16 protein-coding genes are annotated in these 17,669 nt (G+C 66.9%); 9 read left to right on the top strand and 7 right to left on the bottom strand.

Features of this window, described 5'->3' with window-relative positions:
- Window positions 1-61: 61 nt before the first annotated feature.
- Together M1L61_RS06625 and rlmJ are read right to left on the bottom strand one after the other, a co-directional pair.
- The gene (locus M1L61_RS06625) at window positions 62-607 is read right to left on the bottom strand and encodes a GNAT family N-acetyltransferase (RefSeq protein ID WP_004150340.1); all 546 of its coding nucleotides are present in this window, start codon (window positions 605-607) and stop codon (window positions 62-64) included.
- Between the two features lie 95 nt (window positions 608-702).
- On the bottom strand, window positions 703-1,560 hold the full coding sequence (gene rlmJ / locus M1L61_RS06630) for a 23S rRNA (adenine(2030)-N(6))-methyltransferase RlmJ (RefSeq protein WP_019338445.1): 858 nt from the start codon (window positions 1,558-1,560) through the stop codon (window positions 703-705).
- Window positions 1,561-1,595: 35 nt separating this feature from the next.
- Between rlmJ and creB the strand changes: the two genes are divergently transcribed.
- The 7 genes from creB (at window position 1,596) to M1L61_RS06665 (ending at window position 9,419) form a co-directional block, all read left to right on the top strand.
- Window positions 1,596-2,321, top strand: coding sequence for a two-component system response regulator CreB (gene creB / locus M1L61_RS06635; protein WP_191863873.1), 726 nt, complete (start codon window positions 1,596-1,598; stop codon window positions 2,319-2,321).
- Between the two features lie 3 nt (window positions 2,322-2,324).
- Complete coding sequence (gene creC, locus M1L61_RS06640; RefSeq protein WP_019338443.1) at window positions 2,325-3,785, top strand: two-component system sensor histidine kinase CreC; 1,461 nt, start codon at window positions 2,325-2,327, stop codon at window positions 3,783-3,785.
- 81 nt (window positions 3,786-3,866) lie between these two features.
- Window positions 3,867-5,186 carry a cell envelope integrity protein CreD gene (gene creD / locus M1L61_RS06645; RefSeq protein ID WP_071305705.1) on the top strand — a complete coding sequence of 440 codons (1,320 nt, stop codon included), beginning with the start codon at window positions 3,867-3,869 and terminating at the stop codon, window positions 5,184-5,186.
- 10 nt (window positions 5,187-5,196) lie between these two features.
- On the top strand, window positions 5,197-5,607 hold the full coding sequence (locus M1L61_RS06650) for a hypothetical protein (RefSeq protein ID WP_049482784.1): 411 nt from the start codon (window positions 5,197-5,199) through the stop codon (window positions 5,605-5,607).
- A gap of 196 nt (window positions 5,608-5,803) precedes the next feature.
- Window positions 5,804-7,396 carry a M28 family metallopeptidase gene (locus tag M1L61_RS06655; RefSeq protein WP_248854473.1) on the top strand — a complete coding sequence of 531 codons (1,593 nt, stop codon included), beginning with the start codon at window positions 5,804-5,806 and terminating at the stop codon, window positions 7,394-7,396.
- Between the two features lie 93 nt (window positions 7,397-7,489).
- On the top strand, window positions 7,490-8,893 hold the full coding sequence (gltX, locus tag M1L61_RS06660; RefSeq protein WP_248854474.1) for a glutamate--tRNA ligase: 1,404 nt from the start codon (window positions 7,490-7,492) through the stop codon (window positions 8,891-8,893).
- 34 nt (window positions 8,894-8,927) lie between these two features.
- Window positions 8,928-9,419 carry a Fur family transcriptional regulator gene (locus M1L61_RS06665; RefSeq protein ID WP_004150412.1) on the top strand — a complete coding sequence of 164 codons (492 nt, stop codon included), beginning with the start codon at window positions 8,928-8,930 and terminating at the stop codon, window positions 9,417-9,419.
- A 70-nt stretch (window positions 9,420-9,489) separates the two neighbouring features.
- On the opposite strand, the gene M1L61_RS06670 is transcribed toward M1L61_RS06665, so the two are convergent.
- The 4 genes from M1L61_RS06670 to M1L61_RS06685 all read right to left on the bottom strand — a co-directional run bounded on the left by M1L61_RS06670 (window position 9,490) and on the right by M1L61_RS06685 (window position 15,256).
- Window positions 9,490-10,638 (bottom strand): HlyD family secretion protein, encoded by a 1,149-nt coding sequence (locus tag M1L61_RS06670; protein WP_345779130.1) that lies wholly within the window; start codon window positions 10,636-10,638, stop codon window positions 9,490-9,492.
- A gap of 10 nt (window positions 10,639-10,648) precedes the next feature.
- Window positions 10,649-12,322 (bottom strand): MFS transporter, encoded by a 1,674-nt coding sequence (locus tag M1L61_RS06675; protein ID WP_248854476.1) that lies wholly within the window; start codon window positions 12,320-12,322, stop codon window positions 10,649-10,651.
- Window positions 12,322-12,888, bottom strand: coding sequence for a TetR/AcrR family transcriptional regulator (locus M1L61_RS06680; RefSeq protein WP_010483118.1), 567 nt, complete (start codon window positions 12,886-12,888; stop codon window positions 12,322-12,324). Before M1L61_RS06680 ends, M1L61_RS06675 begins: the two co-directional genes overlap by 1 nt.
- 163 nt (window positions 12,889-13,051) lie before the next feature.
- The gene (locus tag M1L61_RS06685; protein ID WP_019338436.1) at window positions 13,052-15,256 is read right to left on the bottom strand and encodes a TonB-dependent receptor; all 2,205 of its coding nucleotides are present in this window, start codon (window positions 15,254-15,256) and stop codon (window positions 13,052-13,054) included.
- Between the two features lie 135 nt (window positions 15,257-15,391).
- On the opposite strand from M1L61_RS06685, the gene M1L61_RS06690 reads away from it, so the two are divergent.
- Complete coding sequence (locus tag M1L61_RS06690; RefSeq protein WP_019338435.1) at window positions 15,392-15,805, top strand: MerC domain-containing protein; 414 nt, start codon at window positions 15,392-15,394, stop codon at window positions 15,803-15,805.
- Between the two features lie 110 nt (window positions 15,806-15,915).
- Window positions 15,916-16,095, top strand: a complete 180-nt coding sequence (locus M1L61_RS06695; protein WP_010483110.1) for a 30S ribosomal protein THX — start codon at window positions 15,916-15,918, stop codon at window positions 16,093-16,095.
- A 130-nt stretch (window positions 16,096-16,225) separates the two neighbouring features.
- On the opposite strand, the gene M1L61_RS06700 is transcribed toward M1L61_RS06695, so the two are convergent.
- Window positions 16,226-17,476 (bottom strand): ectonucleotide pyrophosphatase/phosphodiesterase, encoded by a 1,251-nt coding sequence (locus M1L61_RS06700; protein ID WP_248854477.1) that lies wholly within the window; start codon window positions 17,474-17,476, stop codon window positions 16,226-16,228.
- Window positions 17,477-17,669: the final 193 nt, after the last annotated feature.

Below are 17,669 nucleotides of genomic sequence, written 5' to 3' on the forward strand. Positions count from 1 at the left end.
GGCCAAGCCCGGCGAGCGCAGCGGTTGAATCAACGTCGCCGGGCATGGCCCGGCGCTACCTTCAGTTGTCCAGCTCCAGCACCATCCGCACCAGGCCTTCGGCACCGGTCGGGTGCGGCACCGGCTTGAAGCCCAGCGAGGCGGCCAGCTGCTTCATCGGCTCGTTCTCGGCGGCAACGTCGCCGTACAGGCGGTCCAGGTACTTGCCGCGGCCCCACTTCACCAGCTTGCGCATCAGCTGCCGGCCCAGGCCCTGGCCGATCAGGAAGCGGCTGATCAGGATCGCGTACTCGGCTTCACGGGTACCGGGGATGATCGAGGCCCGGGCGACCGCACCGACCACTGCTTCGCCAGCAGGCAGGGATTCGGCAGCGACCAGGGTGATCTCGGTCTTGGGATTCGGGTGGGTCAGGCGCTGGGTGGTTTCCGGCGACAGCTCAGTCACCGCCTGCAGGAAACGATCACGGATTTCTTCCGGTCCGAACAGGCTGAACGCCGCTTGCAGCGGTGCGCCATCTTCCGGGCGGATGGGGCGGATCAGCAGCTCGTGGCCGCTGGGAGCCTTGAAGATCTCATGCCAGGGCGGCATGCGGTTGCGAGTGGCCATACCGGGTGATTCCTTGGTGGTCCATCGATTGTGGCATCACCGGGGCTGCATTCCGTGAACGGAAGGCTCACGGCGGTACAGCCTCGTGAAGGCCGTTATTCGGGTGCTTTGAGCCAATCCAGGCGGGTGCTGGCCCCCGGTTCGCCCAGGTGCTGGCGCAGCGCCGGCAGGGCCGGGCCGACCACCCGGTCGAACTGCCAAGGCGGGTTGAGCAGCAGCATGCCACTGCCGTTGAGGCGCAGCGGCGAGTCGTCCGGGCGCACCAGGAACTCGATCGTCATCGCCGATTTCACCGGCAGGGCGGTGGCCTTGCGCAGGAAATGCAGGATGGTGCGGCGCTGCTTGATCGGGAACCAGACGGCACACGTGGCCTGCGGCCAGCGCGCCAGGGTTTCGGCCAGGGCGGCCAGCACCGCCTGGTACTCGGCATCCTGGGCTTCGTAGGGCGGGTCGATCAGGACCAGGCCACGGCCGATCTTGCTGCCGTTGAACTTCGGCGGCAGCAGCGAGCGCAGCAGTGCATAGCCATCGCCAGAGCGCACATCGACGCGGCTGTCATGGGCGAACAGGGCCTTCAACGTGGCCGTTTCGGCTTCCTGCAGCTCACAGACCGCCATGCGGTCCTGCGCACGCATCGCCTGTGCGCTCAGCAGCGGCGAACCTGGATAATTGGTCAGCGCGCCGACCGGGTTGTCGGCCTGTACCGCCTTCAGGTAGCGCTCGACCACCTCCGGCAGCTTGGGCTGGGCCATCAGCCGCATGATTCCGGATTCGGCCTCCAGGGTCTTGCGGCTCTCTTCGCTGGCCAGCAGGTAGCGGCCGGCACCGCCGTGGGTGTCGAGCACGAAGAACGGGCTGTCCTTGCGCTTGAAGCTGTCGATCAGGGCCAGCTGCACGATGTGTTTGAGCACGTCGGCATGGTTGCCGGCATGGAAGGCGTGGCGATAGTTCATGGGCGGCAGTGTACGGGGCGGCGGCCGCAGCGGCTATGCTGCGCGCCATGACAGCTCCTGTTGCCCATGTCCTGGTGGTCGAGGACGAAGCCGCCATCGCCGAAACCGTGCTCTATGCGCTGCGCAGCGAGGGCTATGCCGCCAGCCACTGCCTGCTGGGCGGCGAGGCCCTGCAACGGCTGCAGGCCGGGGATATCGACGTGGTGGTGCTGGACGTGGGCCTGCCCGACCTGGGCGGCTTCGAGGTCTGCAGGCGACTGCGCGCGCAGCCCGGGCCGTCGGCGCAGCTGCCGGTGATCTTCCTGACCGCCCGCAACGACGAAGTGGACCGGGTGCTCGGCCTGGAGCTGGGCGCCGACGACTACATGACCAAGCCGTTCTCGCCGCGCGAGCTGGTGGCACGGGTGCGTGCGCGCCTGCGCCGCTCGGCACCGGTCGTGGCAGCACCCGGCGCCGATGCGGGCTGGCAGGAACATGGCGCCTTTGCCATCGACCGCGAAGGCCGGCGCATCCGCTTCCGTGGCCAGGCACTGGACCTGACCCGCTACGAGTACGCGCTGCTGGAAGCGCTGCTGCTGCGCCCGGGCGCCATCCTCAGCCGTGCCCAGCTGATGGACCGTGGCTGGGACAGCAGCGCCGACAGCGCCGACCGCACCGTTGATACGCATGTAAAGACGCTGCGCGCCAAGCTGCGCGCGGCCGGTGCCAGCGACGACCCGATCCGTACCCACCGTGGCCTTGGCTACGCGCTGGAGGTCTAGCCGATGCGCCTGGTACTGAAGCTGTTCCTGGGCTTCTTCCTGATCACCGGCATCGCGGCGTTCTTCGTGATGCGCGTGTTCGTCAACGAAGTGAAGCCCGGTGTGCGCCAGGCGATGGAATCGACCCTGGTCGATGCGGCCAACGTGCTGGCCGAAATGGCCGCCGCCGACGTCAAGGCCGGCACCATCCGCAGCGGCAGCTTCACCCGCAACCTCGCCAAGGCACGCCAGCGCGACCTGAAGGCGATGGTCTGGCGCTTCCCGAAGCGCTCGCTGGATTACCGGGTGACCATCACCGATGCCAAGGGCATCGTCATCTACGACTCGCTGGGCCGCGACCTGGGGCGCGACAACTCGCGCTGGAATGATGTCTATCGCACCCTGCGAGGTGAGTACGGCGCGCGTTCCAGTCCCGAGATTGCCGGCGAAGAGGGCGACACGGTGATGCATGTGGCGGCGCCCGTATATGACCCGGCCGATGGGCGCACCCTCATCGGCGTGCTCAGCCTGGCGCAGCCCAACCGCAGCATCGATCCGTTCATCGCCGCCAGCCAGCGCGCTATCATCGAGCGCGGGGCCTGGCTGATCGGCTTGTCGGCGCTGGTCGGTGTGCTGGTGACGATGTGGCTGACCACCGGCCTGGGCCAGCTCAGCCGCTATGCGCGTGCGGTCAGCGCCGGCGAACCGGTGCCGCCGCCGCGCCGCCGCCGCGACGAGATCGGCGATCTCGGCCAGGCGCTGGAAACAATGCGCCGCAAGCTGGAAGGCAAGGCCTACGTCGAGCAGTACGTGCAGTCGCTGACGCATGAGATGAAGAGCCCGCTGGCGGCCATCCGCGGTGCCGCCGAGCTGCTGCAGGAGCCGCTGCCCGAAGCCGATCGCGTGCATTTCGCGCGCAGCATTGTCGACCAGCAGGAGCGGCTGACCGAGACCATCGACAAGCTGCTGGCACTGGCTGAAGTGGAACAGCACGGCTGGCTGCAGACCCGCGACCGGATCGCGCTGCCGGCATTGCTGGCCGATGCGGCCGCTGCCGCGCAGGTGCGCGCACAGGCGGCAGGCGTGCAGGTCCGCATCGGCAGCGTGCCCGACCTGCAGGTGCAGGGCGACGGCTACCTGCTGCGGCAGGCACTGCACAACCTGATCGACAACGCGATTGCCTTCTCGCCGGCTGGCGCGGAGATCGCGCTGCAGGCCGAGGTGGACGGGCAGGGCGTGCGCCTGCAGGTGGCCGACCGTGGCGCCGGCATTCCCGACTACGCACGTGAGCGGGTGTTCGAACGCTTCTATTCGCTGGCGCGCCCCGGCAGCGGGCGGCGCAGTTCCGGCCTGGGCCTGCCGTTCGTGCGGGAAGTCGCGCGCCTGCACGATGGGCGCGCCAGTGTCGATGCACGCGACGGCGGCGGTACCGTAGCCAGCCTGTGGTTGCCGCTGGGTACACCGGGCCAGCGCCCGCGCCGCTGACTTCACACTCGCTTCAAATTCGCCACAAACCCTGCTCACTGCAGCGGTCCATCCTGCAGTCCTCTCCAACGAGGATGGACCATGAAATCCCTGAAGATGCTGCTGCGGTTCGCCATTGTCGGCGGGCTGATCCTGCTGCTGCTGATCCCGCTGACGATGATCCGCGGGGTCATCAACGAACGCAGTGCGTACCGCGATGAGGCCTTCGCGCGGGTGGCCGACAGCCGCGCCGGTGCGCAGCAGCTGGTCGGGCCGGTGCGGGTGGTGCCGTGGGTGGAGCGCAAGCAGGTTGAACTGGTCGATCCGCTGGGCGTCAAGAAGACCGAGGTGCAGGTCACCGAGGGGCACTGGTTGCAGATGCCGGCGTCGCTGGAGGTGGGCGGTGAGATGCTGCCGAGCCAGCGTGAGGTCGGGCTGTTCAAGGTGCCGGTCTACAGCTGGAACGGCCAGATGAAGGCGACGTTCGCCGAAGACGACTATCCGGTGAAGGCCGGCCGCAGTTACGGCCAGCCGTATGTAGCCGTGGGCATTTCCGATGTGCGTGGCCTGGTCGGTACGCCGAATCTGCGCGTGGATGGCAAGCAGCTGCGGCTGCTGCCCGGCGTGGGCGCGGCCAGCGAAGTAGGGCGAGGCCTGCATGCACCGGTGGCCGGTTTCGCTGCGGATCAGGGCGGCACGCTGGCTGCCAGCACCGTTGAACTGGAGCTGCGCCTGGACGGCAGCCGCATGCTGTCGGTGGTGCCGGTAGGCGACGATACGCATATCGCGCTGCGTTCGAGCTGGCCGCACCCGTCGTTCAGCGGGGCGTTCCTGCCCAATGAGCGACGCGTTGATGCACAGGGTTTCGATGCGCGCTGGGCCGTGTCCTCGCTGGCCTCCGACGCACAGCGACAGCTGCGCAATGACGGTTCGGTCGATTCGCAGGCGGTGACGGTATCGCTGGTCGATCCAGTCGATGCTTACACCCAGGCCGATCGCGCCTCGAAGTACGGCGTGCTGTTCGTGCTGCTCACCTTCGTCGGCTTCATCCTGTTCGAACTGATCAAGTCGCTGCGCATCCACCCGCTGCAGTACCTGATGGTGGGCCTGGCGTTGGCGATCTTCTTCCTGTTGCTGATCAGCCTGTCCGAGCACATCGCGTTCTGGAAGGCCTACCTGGTATCGGCGGTGGCCTGTATCGGCCTGCAGGCGGTGTACCTGGCCAACGTGCTGGGCCATTGGAAGCGCGGTCTCGGCTTCGCTGCGCTGCTGACCGTGCTGTACGGCGCGCTGTATGGCCTGCTGGTGTCGGAGAACAACGCGCTGCTGATGGGTTCGCTGCTGCTGTTCGTGATCCTGGCGCTGGCGATGTGGGTGACGCGCCGGGTCGACTGGTACGCGCTTGGCGCGGAACTGAAGTAAGGAGTACGTCATGGGCTGGCGCCAGGGATTGCGGCAACGGGCACGGCAGGGCATTCCGGCCCTGCTGGAAGTGGATGCACTGCTGCAGGCACATGGCGTGCTGGCGGCCCTGCCGGGGGCACGGATCGCCCCCGGCCTGGTCCGCTTCCAGCTGGCTGCGGTGACCTGCGAGGGATTGCAGGGGCAGGGACTGCGCTGGCTGCAGGACGCGCGGCAGGGACGCGGCGCGGTGGCCGGCCGGGTGCCGCGCTACCGGCCATGGAAGGCCGGGGCGGAGGCGCTGGCCGAGATCGGCATCGGCGGCCTGCCGGATGACTGGCCGGCACACGCGTCGGTGTATGGCTGCAGCAGCATCGATCGGCGGCATTGGTTGTTGTTGCTGCCGGAGCGGGCGCAGTTGTGGTTGGGGTGGAGTGGGTGATCGGGTTGTTCATCCACGCATGGCGTGGATCTACTGGCGGGAACCCAGCCCTCTGGTGGGTGCGAGCTGACCGGTCACCTGTGGGTGCGAACCTTGGTTCGCATGCTCCTGCCCATGACCGATGGGACGGTATCGGCGCGCCCCTGCTGGCTAGACTCGATGGGTTGATGATCGAGCCGAAGGGCAGGGGTGCGATGTGTTGAAGTGGGGCGTGCTGGCCGTAGCGCTGGCGATGGGTGGCAATGCAATGGCGCAGCAGCGCGAGTCGGTGGACCTGGACATGGTCAGCCGCATCCGCCAGGAGGCCTTCCACCGTTCGCAGGTGATGGATACCTTCAGCTACCTCACCGAACGCATCGGCCCGCGCCTGACCAATTCGCCGGCGATGGGCCGCGCCAACGCGTGGACCCGCGGCAAGTTCAGCGAATGGAAGCTGGACAACGTGCACGACGAAGCCTTCGATGACTTCGGCCGTGGCTGGGAGTTCACCTCGGCCAGCGTGGAAATGCTGGGTGACCGCGTGCAGCCGCTGCATGCGCTGCCCAAGGCCTGGACGCCAGGCACCAAGGGACCGGTTGAGGGCGAGCTGGTGCACGTGGAGATCAAGAAGCCCGAGGACATCGAAAAGTATCGCGGCAAGCTGCGCGGCAAGATCCTGCTGCTGGGCGAGGCGCGCGAGTACAAGCGCGGCACCGAGCCGGACTCGCACCGGCATGACGCCACCTCGCTGGAGGGCCTGCAGGAATTCACCCTGCCCAAGGACGTCGCCGCCGAGCGGGCCAAGCGGGTGAAGGAATACAAGGAACGCCAGGAGCTGGCCGCCAAGGTCAACGCCTTCTTCGTCGAAGAGGGCGCGCTGGCCTCGATCAGCATCAGCAGCTGGGACAACGGTATCATCCGCGTCGCCGGCGGCGGTTCGCGCAAGGCCGGCGAATCGGTGGGCATCCCGGAACTGGCGATGATCGCCGAGCACTTCAATCCGCTGGTGCGCGCGCTGGATGCCAAGCAGCCGGTACGCCTGCGCGTGGATGTAGCCGCGCGCTTCACCGACGAGGCTGACCAGCCCGGCTACAACACGCTGGCCGAGATCCGCGGCAGCAGCAGGCCCGACGAAGTGGTGATGATCGGCGCTCACCTGGATTCCTGGCACAGCGGCACCGGCGCGGCTGACAACGCGGCCGGCGTGGCGGTGATGATGGAGGCGATGCGCATCCTCAAGGCCACCGGCGCCAAGCCGAAGCGCACCATCCGCGTGGCGTTGTGGAGCGGTGAGGAGCAGGGCCTGATCGGCTCGCAGGCCTATGTGGCCAAGCACTTCGGTCGTTTCCCGGAACCCACCGACCCGGCCCAGAAGGCGCTGCCGGCCTCGCTGCGCGAGCCGACCGGTGCATTGCAGAAGACCCGCGACTACAGCAAGTTCCAGGTCTACTTCAACATGGACAACGGCTCGGGCCGCTTCCGGGGCATCTACGCGCAGGAAAACCTGGCGGCGATGCCGATCTTCGAAGCCTGGCTGGCGCCGTTCCATGACGTGGGCGCCACCACCGTGGCCACCCGCAACACCGGCAGTACCGACCACATCAGCTTCGACCGCATCGGCCTTCCGGGCTTCCAGTTCATCCAGGACCGGCTGGACTACTTCACCAACGTCCACCACAGCCACCTGGATACCTGGGACCACGCCGAGCCGGAAGACCTGAAACAGGCCGCCGCCATCGTCGCCTCGTTCGCCTACAACGCGGCGATGCGCGAGCAGTCGTTCCCGCGCAAGGCTGAACCGCAGCCCTGAAAAACCTGGCGGGAGGGGCGGGATGCGTCCGCCCCTCCTTGCCTTTCCGGGGCTGGTGGTAAAATCGGGGGATTCCCGTTCCTCGAGCCGTCCATGACCTGCCGCACCCGCTTCGCCCCCAGTCCCACCGGCTACCTGCACATCGGTGGTGCCCGCACTGCGCTGTACTGCTGGCTGGAGGCCCGCCACCGTGGCGGCGAGTTCGTGCTGCGCATCGAGGACACCGATCGTGAACGCAGCACCCAGGGCGCGATCGACGCCATCCTGGAGGCGATGGAGTGGCTGGGCCTGGACTACGACGAGGGCCCGATCTACCAGACCGACCGCGTCGCCCGTTACCAGGAAGTGGCCGAGCAGCTGATCGCCGACGGCAAGGCGTACTACGCCTACGAAACCCGCGAAGAGCTGGATGCGATGCGCGAGGCCGCCATGGCCAGGCAGGAAAAGCCGCGTTACAACGGCGCTGCACGCGAACTGGGCCTGCCGTACAGGGACGACCCGAACCGCGTCATCCGCTTCAAGAACCCGCTGGAAGGTACGGTGGTGTTCGACGACCTGATCAAGGGCCGCATCGAGATCGCCAACAGCGAGCTGGATGACATGGTCATCTTCCGTCCGGACGGCTACCCCACCTACAACTTCGCGGTGGTGGTGGACGACTGGGACATGGGCATCACCGAGGTCATCCGCGGTGACGACCACATCAACAACACCCCGCGCCAGATCAACCTGTACGAAGGCATCGGTGCGCAGGTGCCGAAGTTCGGCCACATGCCGATGATCCTGGACGAGCAGGGGGCCAAGCTGTCCAAGCGCACCGGCGCGGCCGACGTGATGCAGTACAAGGACGCCGGCTACCTGCCCGATGCGCTGCTGAGCTACCTGGCCCGGCTGGGCTGGTCGCACGGTGACCAGGAGCTGTTCAGCCGCCAGGAACTGATCGACCTGTTCGACGTGAAGGACTGCAATTCCAAGGCCTCGCGCCTGGACATGGCCAAGCTGGGCTGGGTCAACCAGCACTTCCTGAAGACCGAGGACGTGGCCGCCCTCGTGCCGCACCTGGTCTACCAGCTGCAGAAGCTGGGCCTGGACGTGGCCGCCGGCCCGGCCCCGGAGGACGTGGTGATCGCCCTGCGTGAGCGCGTGCAGACCCTGAAGGAAATGGCCGAAAAGGCCGTGATCTGGTACCAGCCGCTGACCGAGTACGACGAAGCGGCGGTGGCCAAGCACTTCAAGGCCGGTGCCGAGGTGGCGCTGGGCAAGGCCCGCGAGCTGCTGGCAGCCCTGCCGGAATGGACCGCCGAGTCGGTGGGCGTGGCCCTGCACGACGTCGCCGCCGCGCTGGAGATCGGCATGGGCAAGGTCGCCCAGCCGCTGCGCGTGGCCATCACCGGCACCCAGGTCAGCCCTGACATTTCCCATACCGTGTACCTGGCCGGCCGCGAGCAGGCCTTGAAACGCATTGATGTGGCCATCACCAAGGTAGCAACGGCCTGAGGCATCCTTGCCAGGCCCGAACCGGAGAACACGCATGCCCGCCAAGACCGCCACTGCCTGTACGGCCCCGCACCACCACGTCCACGATGCATCGGATTTTGTGGCGGTGGTCGAGCGCGTCTCGCGCGAACGCGGGCTGCGCCTGACCCCGATCCGCGCCAATGTGCTGAAGCTGATCGCCGAGGCCGGCAAGCCCGTCAAGGCCTACGAGCTGCTGGAATGGGTGCGCAACGGCAAGGGCGTGGGCGCTGATGCCCCGCCCACCGTGTACCGCGCGCTGGATTTCCTGATGGCCAATGGCTTCGTGCACAAGCTGGAGTCGGTCAATGCCTTCGTGGCCTGCCACCATCCCAGCAGCGCCGCGCATTCGGTGCCGTTCCTGATCTGCAACAGCTGCCACAGCGCGGTGGAGCTGGAAGACCGCGAAATCGTCACCCAGCTGGAGAAGCGCGCCAAGGAGCTGGGTTTCCAGCCGCAGGCGCAGACTCTGGAAGTGCACGGCCTCTGCGCGCGCTGCGCGGGCTGAGCAATGGGTCCTGGGGTCAGATCCCTTTTGCCTTGGCAAAAGGGATCTGACCCCCGTTTCATGACAAACGCTAGTCCATCGGCTTGCTTGCGGTATCCACCCGCACGATCACCGACATGCCGGGCCGCAGTTGTGCCGCCAGCTTCTGGCCCTCGTTGATCGAAATCCGTACCGGCAGCCGCTGCACCACCTTGGTGAAGTTGCCGCTGGCATTGTCCGGGCGCAGCACGCTGAATTCCGAGCCGGTAGCCGGCGCGATCTCCTGCACGCGGCCCCGCAGCACCTGCCCCTGGAACGCGTCCACCGAGAACGTGGCCGGCTGGCCGATCGCCATGCCCCAGGTCTGGCCTTCCTTGTAGTTGGCCACCACCCACAACGTGTCAGGTACCAGGAACAGCAGCTGCGAACCGGCAACGACGTACTGGCCCACGCGCACGCTGGCCTCGCTGATCTGGCCGTCGCGCGGTGCGTGGATCACCGTGTTGGCCAGATCGATGCGGGCCAGTTCCAGTTGCGCCTGCGCGCTCTCCACCTGCGCCTCCAGGCTCTTGCGCGCCACCTGGGTCGATACCAGGGTTTCCTCGGCAATGCGGATCTGCGCCTGTGACTGCTGGACGCTGGCCTGTGCCGACGCCTGGGTGGTGCGGAACTTGTCGCGGTCGTTGACTGACACCAGTTGCTGCGCGGCCAGCTCCTCGTAGCGCTTCAGCTCGTTGCGTGAGCGTTGCAGCTCCGCCTGGCCGGCCGATAACGTGGCGTGTGCGGAGGCGATCTGCGCACGGTTCTGCGCCTGCGACTGGTCCGAGTTGGCCAACGCCGCGCGTGCGCTGTCCAGCGTCGCCTGCGCCTGGGCGACGCGCTGCGCGTAGATGCGGTCATCGATGCGCAGCAGCGGCTCGCCCTGCTTCACGTGCTGGAAGTCCTTCACCAGCACTTCGGTCACGTAGCCGTTCACCTGCGGCGCCATCACCGTGATCTGCCCGCGTACATAGGCGTTGTCGGTCACCATCACGCTGCTGGTGAATGGCCACAGGTGCCAGGCGCGCAGGATCAGCGCAATGCCCAGCAGGGCGACCACCACCATCACCACTACGCTGCGCGCGCTGGGCTTGAGGTACTTCGGCGCGACCGCCGGCTCAACGGGCGTGGGCGCAGGTGCCGCGTCGGTCGGCGGCGGAGGGGTCACGTTGTCGTCGGGTCGGGGCGGGACGGGAGGCATGGCGGAGGACTCAGCGGGGCGCGGCCGGCGTGGCCGCAGCGGGGGAAGTGGGGTGGCGCTTGCGCCATTGCTTGAGCACCGCGGTGCGCAGCGACAGCAGCAGCAACCAGCACAGGAAGCCGATGGCCAGCCAACCGCTCAATGTGAACACATCATTGAATCCACGCACGTTGGCTTCGCGGCGAGTGGTCTGCGCCAGCTGCGCGCTGCCCTGCGCACTGCGCAGCACCGGGTCGGTGATCTGTGCGCTGTACAGCTGCTGCTGGATGCGCAGGCGTTGTGCCACCACCGGGTCGGCCGGGTCGAGCTGGCTGGTCAATGCGCTGGAGTACAACTGCTCGCGATGCAGCTGGAAGGTGCCCAGCACCGCCGAGCCGGCCAGGCCACCCAGCGTCTGGGTGATCGACAGCGTCACCAGGAAGGTGATCATGTGATCCACGCCCTGTTTCAACGCGGCAGAGATGCCGAGCATGATCAGCGGGCCCATGAACATACCGGCACCGACCGAGGCCAGGAACTGGCTGGCGTAGAAATCGTGTGGCCGGTCCAGGCTGGTGCGGTGCTGGTCGAAGAACGCGGCGGCGCCCAGCAGCAGGATCGCCATCAGCAGCTGGGGGATCAGCCGCTTCGGGCCGAAGGTCAGCGATGCACCGGCGATGCCGGTGACCACGCCCGCCAGGATCACCACGAACAGCGGGCGCATCTGGTCAGGCCCCATGCCCAGCGTGCGCATCAGGTTGACCACGCCGTAGGACTGCTCGGTGGTGAGGAAGCGGATCAGGAACGCACCGACGATGAAGTGCAGTACCGGCAGCTTCGACAGCCAGCGGATCTGCAGCAGCGGATTGCGCCGGTAGTGCTCGATGATGAAGGCGGTGGTGGACAGCGCGATCGAGGCGACCAGAGCCCAGCCCAGCCATGGCGTGTTGAGCCACCAGCGGGTGTAGCCCTGCGCCAGCACGATCACCAGCAGGGCGACGGCCGGTGCGAGCAGGGCGAACGTGAGGAAGTCCAGCGGCTCGAACGCCTTCACCTGGATGCCGGGCGGCAGCTTCAGCACCACCACCGCCGCGAACGCGCACAGTGCCAGCCCGGCCTCAAACGAGTAGAGCTGGTGCCACTGGCCGGTATCGACCAGGCCCGGCGACACGATCCAGGCGATCGGCACCGCCAGCTGCGAGAGGCCGACACCGACGACCAGCAGATTGCCGGTGAAGCGACGCGGTAGCGCCTGCAGCATGTACAGCGTGCCCAGTGTCGAACAGGCCGCACCCGCGAAGCCGCTGGCGGCGCGGGTCAGCATCGTGGTCTCGAAGCTGCCGACGAACAGGTGCAGTACCGCCAGCGCCGCATACAGGCCCAGCCCGATCTCGGCGAACAGGCGGATGCCGTACTGCTGGCGGAACTTGAAGGCCAGCAGGTTGGCGGTGACATTGACCATGGCATAGGCGGCCACCAGCCAGCTGCCCTGGGTCGGGGTCAGTGCCAGTTGGCCCTGCAGGAACGGCAGGTTGGCGGTGACCAGCGCATTGCCGAGGCCGCCGGTGATCGCCACCAGCAGCGATACCAGTGCATAGGCCAACCGACGGTACGGTGGGTGCCAGGGCATCGAAGCCGAACCGGGCATGGTCGGCTTCTCGTGCTCCTCCCAATCCGGAACCGGCTTCAGATACGGCTGGACCATCAGCGGGCCTCGCTGGTTGCTCCCTGGAGACCCCCGCGCAGCAGCTGCAGGGCGCGCCCGGCCAGGTGGGCGCGCTCGTCGCGGGTCTTGCCGCGCAGGGCCGCGCCTAGCATGCCCGAGATGAGTGAAATGTCCGTCTTCTCCAGGTCGGCACGGCACAGGCCGGCGGCCTTGGCACGGGCGATCGGTGCTTCCAGCAGATCGCGCACGGTCTCGCGCGCGGTACGCATGGCCGGCACGTCCGAATCCACTGCGCGCCAGTAGTCGGCCAAGGCAGGCGAATCGATGATGCGCTGGGCCATGCCCTCGAACACCTCGAACAGGGCATCGTCGCGGTCGCCGAGCTGTTCGACCTGGCGCCGGATGCGGTCGACCGTACGCTGCAGCAGTGCCTGGATCAGCGCGGTGCGGTCGGGAAAGTTGCGGTACAGGGTGGCGCGGCCCACCTGGGCGCGTTCGACCACCAGGTCCAGCGGGGCGGTGACACCGTGTTGGCCGAACACATGATCGGCGGCGTCGAGGATGAGGGCACGGCGGGCAGCAGCATCGGCACGTTGGGCAGTCATGGAATTATGTTCGGACAAAAATGTCCGATTGGCGAGACTTTGAGTGACGGGATTGTCCGCTTGTTGTGGTACGCACATCTTTGTGACGAATGTGTGATGGTGCGGATCGAAATGAAAACGGGGGCCCGAAGGCCCCCGTGGGATCCGACCCCGCCTTACGCGATCAGAAGAACGCGCGGATGCCGAATGCGACACCACGGCCCGGCAGCGGCGAGTAGTCGCGCAGCAGCGAGGTATGCGGACGCACTTCGCGGTTGGTCAGGTTGCTGCCATCCAGGAAGACTTCGTAGCTGTTGCTGGCGTTGCGGTCCCAGCGGTAGGCCAGGTGCGCATCGACCAGGGTGTAGCCGTCGCTCGGTGCTTCGTTCTGCGCGACGTCCTTCTGGCGGCTGTAGCGCACCGCACCGACCGAGGCGCGCCAGCCGTCCTTCGACCAGCGCAGGTCGGCACCGACGCGGGCCGGGGCGATACGCGGCAGGTAGCCGGTGTTGGCCAGTTCCACGTTGTAATTGTGGTTGTGGTCGCCGTGCGGCACGGCGATGTCGAGGTTGCGGCTGCCGCTGCCATCCAGCTTGGCCTTCACGTAGTCACCGAACAGGCGCAGATCCCAGTCACCGGCGCCACCCTCGAACAGGTGCACCAGCGCTTCGGCCTCGGCGCCGCGGAACACCGCGTCCTGCTGGGTCCAGGCGCGGACCGGCAGGCCTTCGGTAACACCGGTGTCGGCCAGGTAGATGAAGTCCTTGAACCTGGTCTGGTAGACCGACGCGGAGAAGTCCAGGCGCTCGCTGTGGGTGTGGATGCCCAGTTCCACGCGCTGGCCGCGCTCGGTCTTCAGGTTGGCGTCGCCGATTTCCAGCGAGCGGGTGGCGATGTGTGCGCCGGCGGCATACAGCTCTTCGTTGGTCGGTGCACGCTCGGAGCTGTCCACGCCGATGCGCAGGTCAACGGCGTCGTTGAGCTTCCAGATACCGGCGGCAGACAGGTTGGTGGCACCGAACGTACGGCGGCGGTAGTCACCGGTCGGGTCCAGCTTGACCTGGTCGTGGCGGCCGCCCAGTTCCAGCTTGAACGGGCCGAACTGCTTTTCCTGCAGTACGAACAGGCCGATGTTCTTCGTGCCGGTATCCGGCACGAACGCCTCTTCGCCCTTGGCGCCGAAATCACTGTTGCCAAACTGCAGGCCGAAGGCACCGTCCCAGCCACCGATCTGCTGCTGTACGGCTTCCAGACGCGCTTCGATGCCACGGTTGGTGAAGCGGGTGGACGGCGTGCCGGCTTCCAGCTCCACGTGTTCGTAGTCGGTGTAGGCCACGCGTGCGTTGATGTTCTTCAGGAACGAGACCGGGTCGTAGATGCCGGCCTTGGTCTCGAAGCGGTTCTGCACCATGTCGATGCGCACGTCGTGCTCGTCGCCGCCTTCTTCTTCATCGCCATGGTCGTGACCGTGGTCATGGCCATGATCATCACCATCGGCGTGCACGTGCGCGCCATTGGGAATGCCGTAGTTGGTGCGGTAGGTGCTGGCCGATACGCCGAAGTAGCCGCCGTCGCCCAGCCACGTTGCGCCGACGCCACCGGCGCGGGTGCGGATCGAGCTGTTGTCCAGGCGGCCGCGACGCGGCTCTTCACCCTCGGCCGCGTCATGGTCGTGATCGTGGTCATGATGATCTTCAAGGCTGTCGATCACTGCATAACCGGGGATGCGGTAGTCGTCGCCATTGCGGACCAGACCATCCACGTGCAGCACGACATTGCCGCTGACGCCATCGAGGCGGAACATGCCGCTGCGTTCGTTGTTCACCGAATTGCCGCGCAGTTCTGCGCGGCCGCTCAGAGGGCGCTCCGGCAGTTCGCGCGCGATGCGGCCATCGACCACATTGACCGCACCACCGATGGCGCCGCTGCCGAACAGCAGCGTGGCCGGACCCTTCAGCACTTCGATCTGGTCGGCCAGGAACGGCTCGATGCTGGTGGCATGGTCGGCGCTGACGGTGGATGCATCCATGTTGCCCATGCCGTTGGACAGCACGGCCACGCGCGGGCCTTCCTGGCCGCGGATGATCGGGCGGCCGACGCCGGGACCGAAGAAGGTGCTCTGTACGCCGGGCAGCTTGGCCACGGTATCGCCGAGGGTGCCGGCCTTCTGCTCGTCCAGGCGTTCACCGGCCAGAACCTCCACCGGGCGTGCCAGCGATTCTGCGTCGCCCTGCAGCGGCGACGCGGTGACCTGCACCGACGACAGTTCAGTCAGGTGGCGGTCACGATGGGAATCGTCTTCGCTGGCGGCGAAGGCAACGGTCGGAAGCAGGGCGGTCAGGGCCAGGGCGAGGGAATGCGGCTTCAACCGCGGGGTACGGGCGGGCATCGGTGGGTCCTTTGTTACACTGTATCAATCGCTGGGCGCACGCATCCCGTCAGCGGGACAGGGGGAGGGAAACCGTGCGGGTCGGGAAGGGATGTTATATTATTCCATAACGATTCGCCGACCCTGCTGGAAGTCATGTCCCTGTCCTCACGCCTGCGCCACCTGCTCGACCGTTTCGGCGCCACGGGTTCGATGCTGTGCGCGGTGCATTGCGCGGTGATTCCGGTGCTGCTGGCCGCAGCGCCCTCGTTGGGCCTGTCGTTCTGGCTGAGCGACGGCGTGGAACAGGCGCTGGTGGTGTTCGTGACCCTGCTGGGGCTGTTCAGCCTGGTCTGGGGCTACCGTCGCCACGGTGCGCTGCGTGCGCTGGGCTTCCTGATTCCCGGCCTGGTGGCGTTGTGGGCCGGCGTGCTGTACGACCCGTTGCACCACAATGCGGTGCCGCACGCGGTGGTGATGACCGTCGGCGGCCTGCTGGTGGGTGTGGCCCATCTGGTCAACCTGCGCCTCAACCACGGTCACGTGCACGACGCCAGCTGCGCGCACTAGGCGCTCCATGGTAGGATTTTCGATCGTGCGCGGGGGCGCCCAGCAAGGCGGCCCCGCCGAACCCGTGTCAGTACGGGGTAACCAGATTTCACATTTGAGGAGTTGAAGACATGGGTAAGGGTGACCGCAAGACCGCCAAGGGCAAGCGCTACAACGCCAGCTACGGCAACGCCCGTTCGCACACCGCGAGCAAGGTCGCCGTAGGCGCCGCCGCTCCGGTTGCCAAGAAGACCGTGGCCAAGGCTCCGGCGAAGAAGGCTGTGGCGAAGAAGACCGTCGCCAAGGCCTGATCCGGCCCAGACCGGTTCAACGAAAAACGCGGCGCCTGGCGCCGCGTTTTTTTATGCACGTTTTTGTAGAGCCGAGCCCATGCTCGGCTGGCGCAATGCAGCCGAGCATGGGCTCGGCTCTACAACCGGATCAGCGCAGGGCGTTCTTCAGCGTTTCCGGATTGCCGTCGTTCGGCGCGGCCGGCACCTGCAGCAGGTGCGCCAGCAGCGGGTAGACGTCGACATTGTCGAAGCCATCGATCACCAGGCCCTGGCGGAACGACGGACCGCTGGCCACGAACACCGCGCGCATGGAGGGCAGGGCGTTGTCGTAGCCATGCGAGCCTCGATCCTGCCTGGCGCGCTTGGCGATCTTCTCCAGGTGAAGGGCGTCCCAGCCTTCATCCATGGCACAGACGATGGCCGGAACCCGCGGATGCGTGCCGTAGTGCCAGCGCGCCGGCAGGTTCTCCTTCTTCCAGCACTCGTAGTGCGTATGGCGGCCGAGCAGGGCGCGTTCCGCTTCCGCTTCGCGGCCCGCGACCGGCGCAAAACCTACCGACTGGCCCTGGCTGACATTGCGCGCGATGGCCGGATCGGCCATTGATTCGGTGGCGATCACGTGGCCGTCGGCGACACTGGCCATGCCGTGGTCAGAGACCACGATGATGTTGGTGGTCGCGACCAGGCCGCGCTGTTGCAGTCCATCGAGCACCTGGCCGACGATCTGGTCGGCGCGCACGATGGCGTCGGCGTACTGTTTCGACTCGGGGCCGTAGTTGTGGCCTGCCTTGTCCACGTGTTCCATGTAAAGCGTGGTCAGGCGCGGTGCATCGGCATCGGTCTGCGCCAGCCAGTCGAGCACGATGCCGGCGCGCTGCTCCAGTGGTTCCTTGCCATCGTAGACGCGCCACTGGCTGGGGCGCACGCCACGGATTTCCGACTCGCTGCCCGGCCATGACGTGGTGGCCGAACGCACGCCGGCGTTCTCTGCACTGACCCAGATCGGTTCGCCACCCCACCAGCCGCTGGTAGTGACCGCGTCGCGGTTGCTCAGTTCGAAACGGCCCAGGGTTGCATCGTCCATGCTGTTGTTGACGATGCCGTGGTGGTCCGGGCGCAGGCCGGTGACGATGGTGTAGTGGTTGGGGAAGGTCAGCGACGGGTACGAAGGCGTCATCCAGCGCGCGCGTACCCCGCCGTCGATCAGTCGCTGCAGATTCGGTGTCAGGCCGCGATCCAGCGCATCGGCGCGCAGGCCGTCGATCGAGATCAGCAGCAGCTTCGGCGGTGCAGCCGTTGCAACAGTGGTGGGAACAGAGGCGGAAGGGGTGGGCGCGGTGGTGCAGGCGGCCAATGGCAGCAGCAGCGCCAGCGCGCAGGTCAGGCGTACGGAAGTCATCCGTCCATCATAGTGCGAGGTAATGACGCGCCCAAGACACGGCGCACTATCGCGCGCCGTGTCCGCGCATTTTTCCTTATCCCCGCGCCTGTCGGCGCGCCCCCTTCAACAAGAAGGGGGCTTTTCTCCAGACATATTCCTGATGCTTCCATCCACGCATGGCGTGGATCTACCGTGTCGACCAAGGTTGACA

Source organism: Stenotrophomonas sp. NY11291, from assembly GCF_023277365.1.
Classification (GTDB): domain Bacteria; phylum Pseudomonadota; class Gammaproteobacteria; order Xanthomonadales; family Xanthomonadaceae; genus Stenotrophomonas; species Stenotrophomonas geniculata.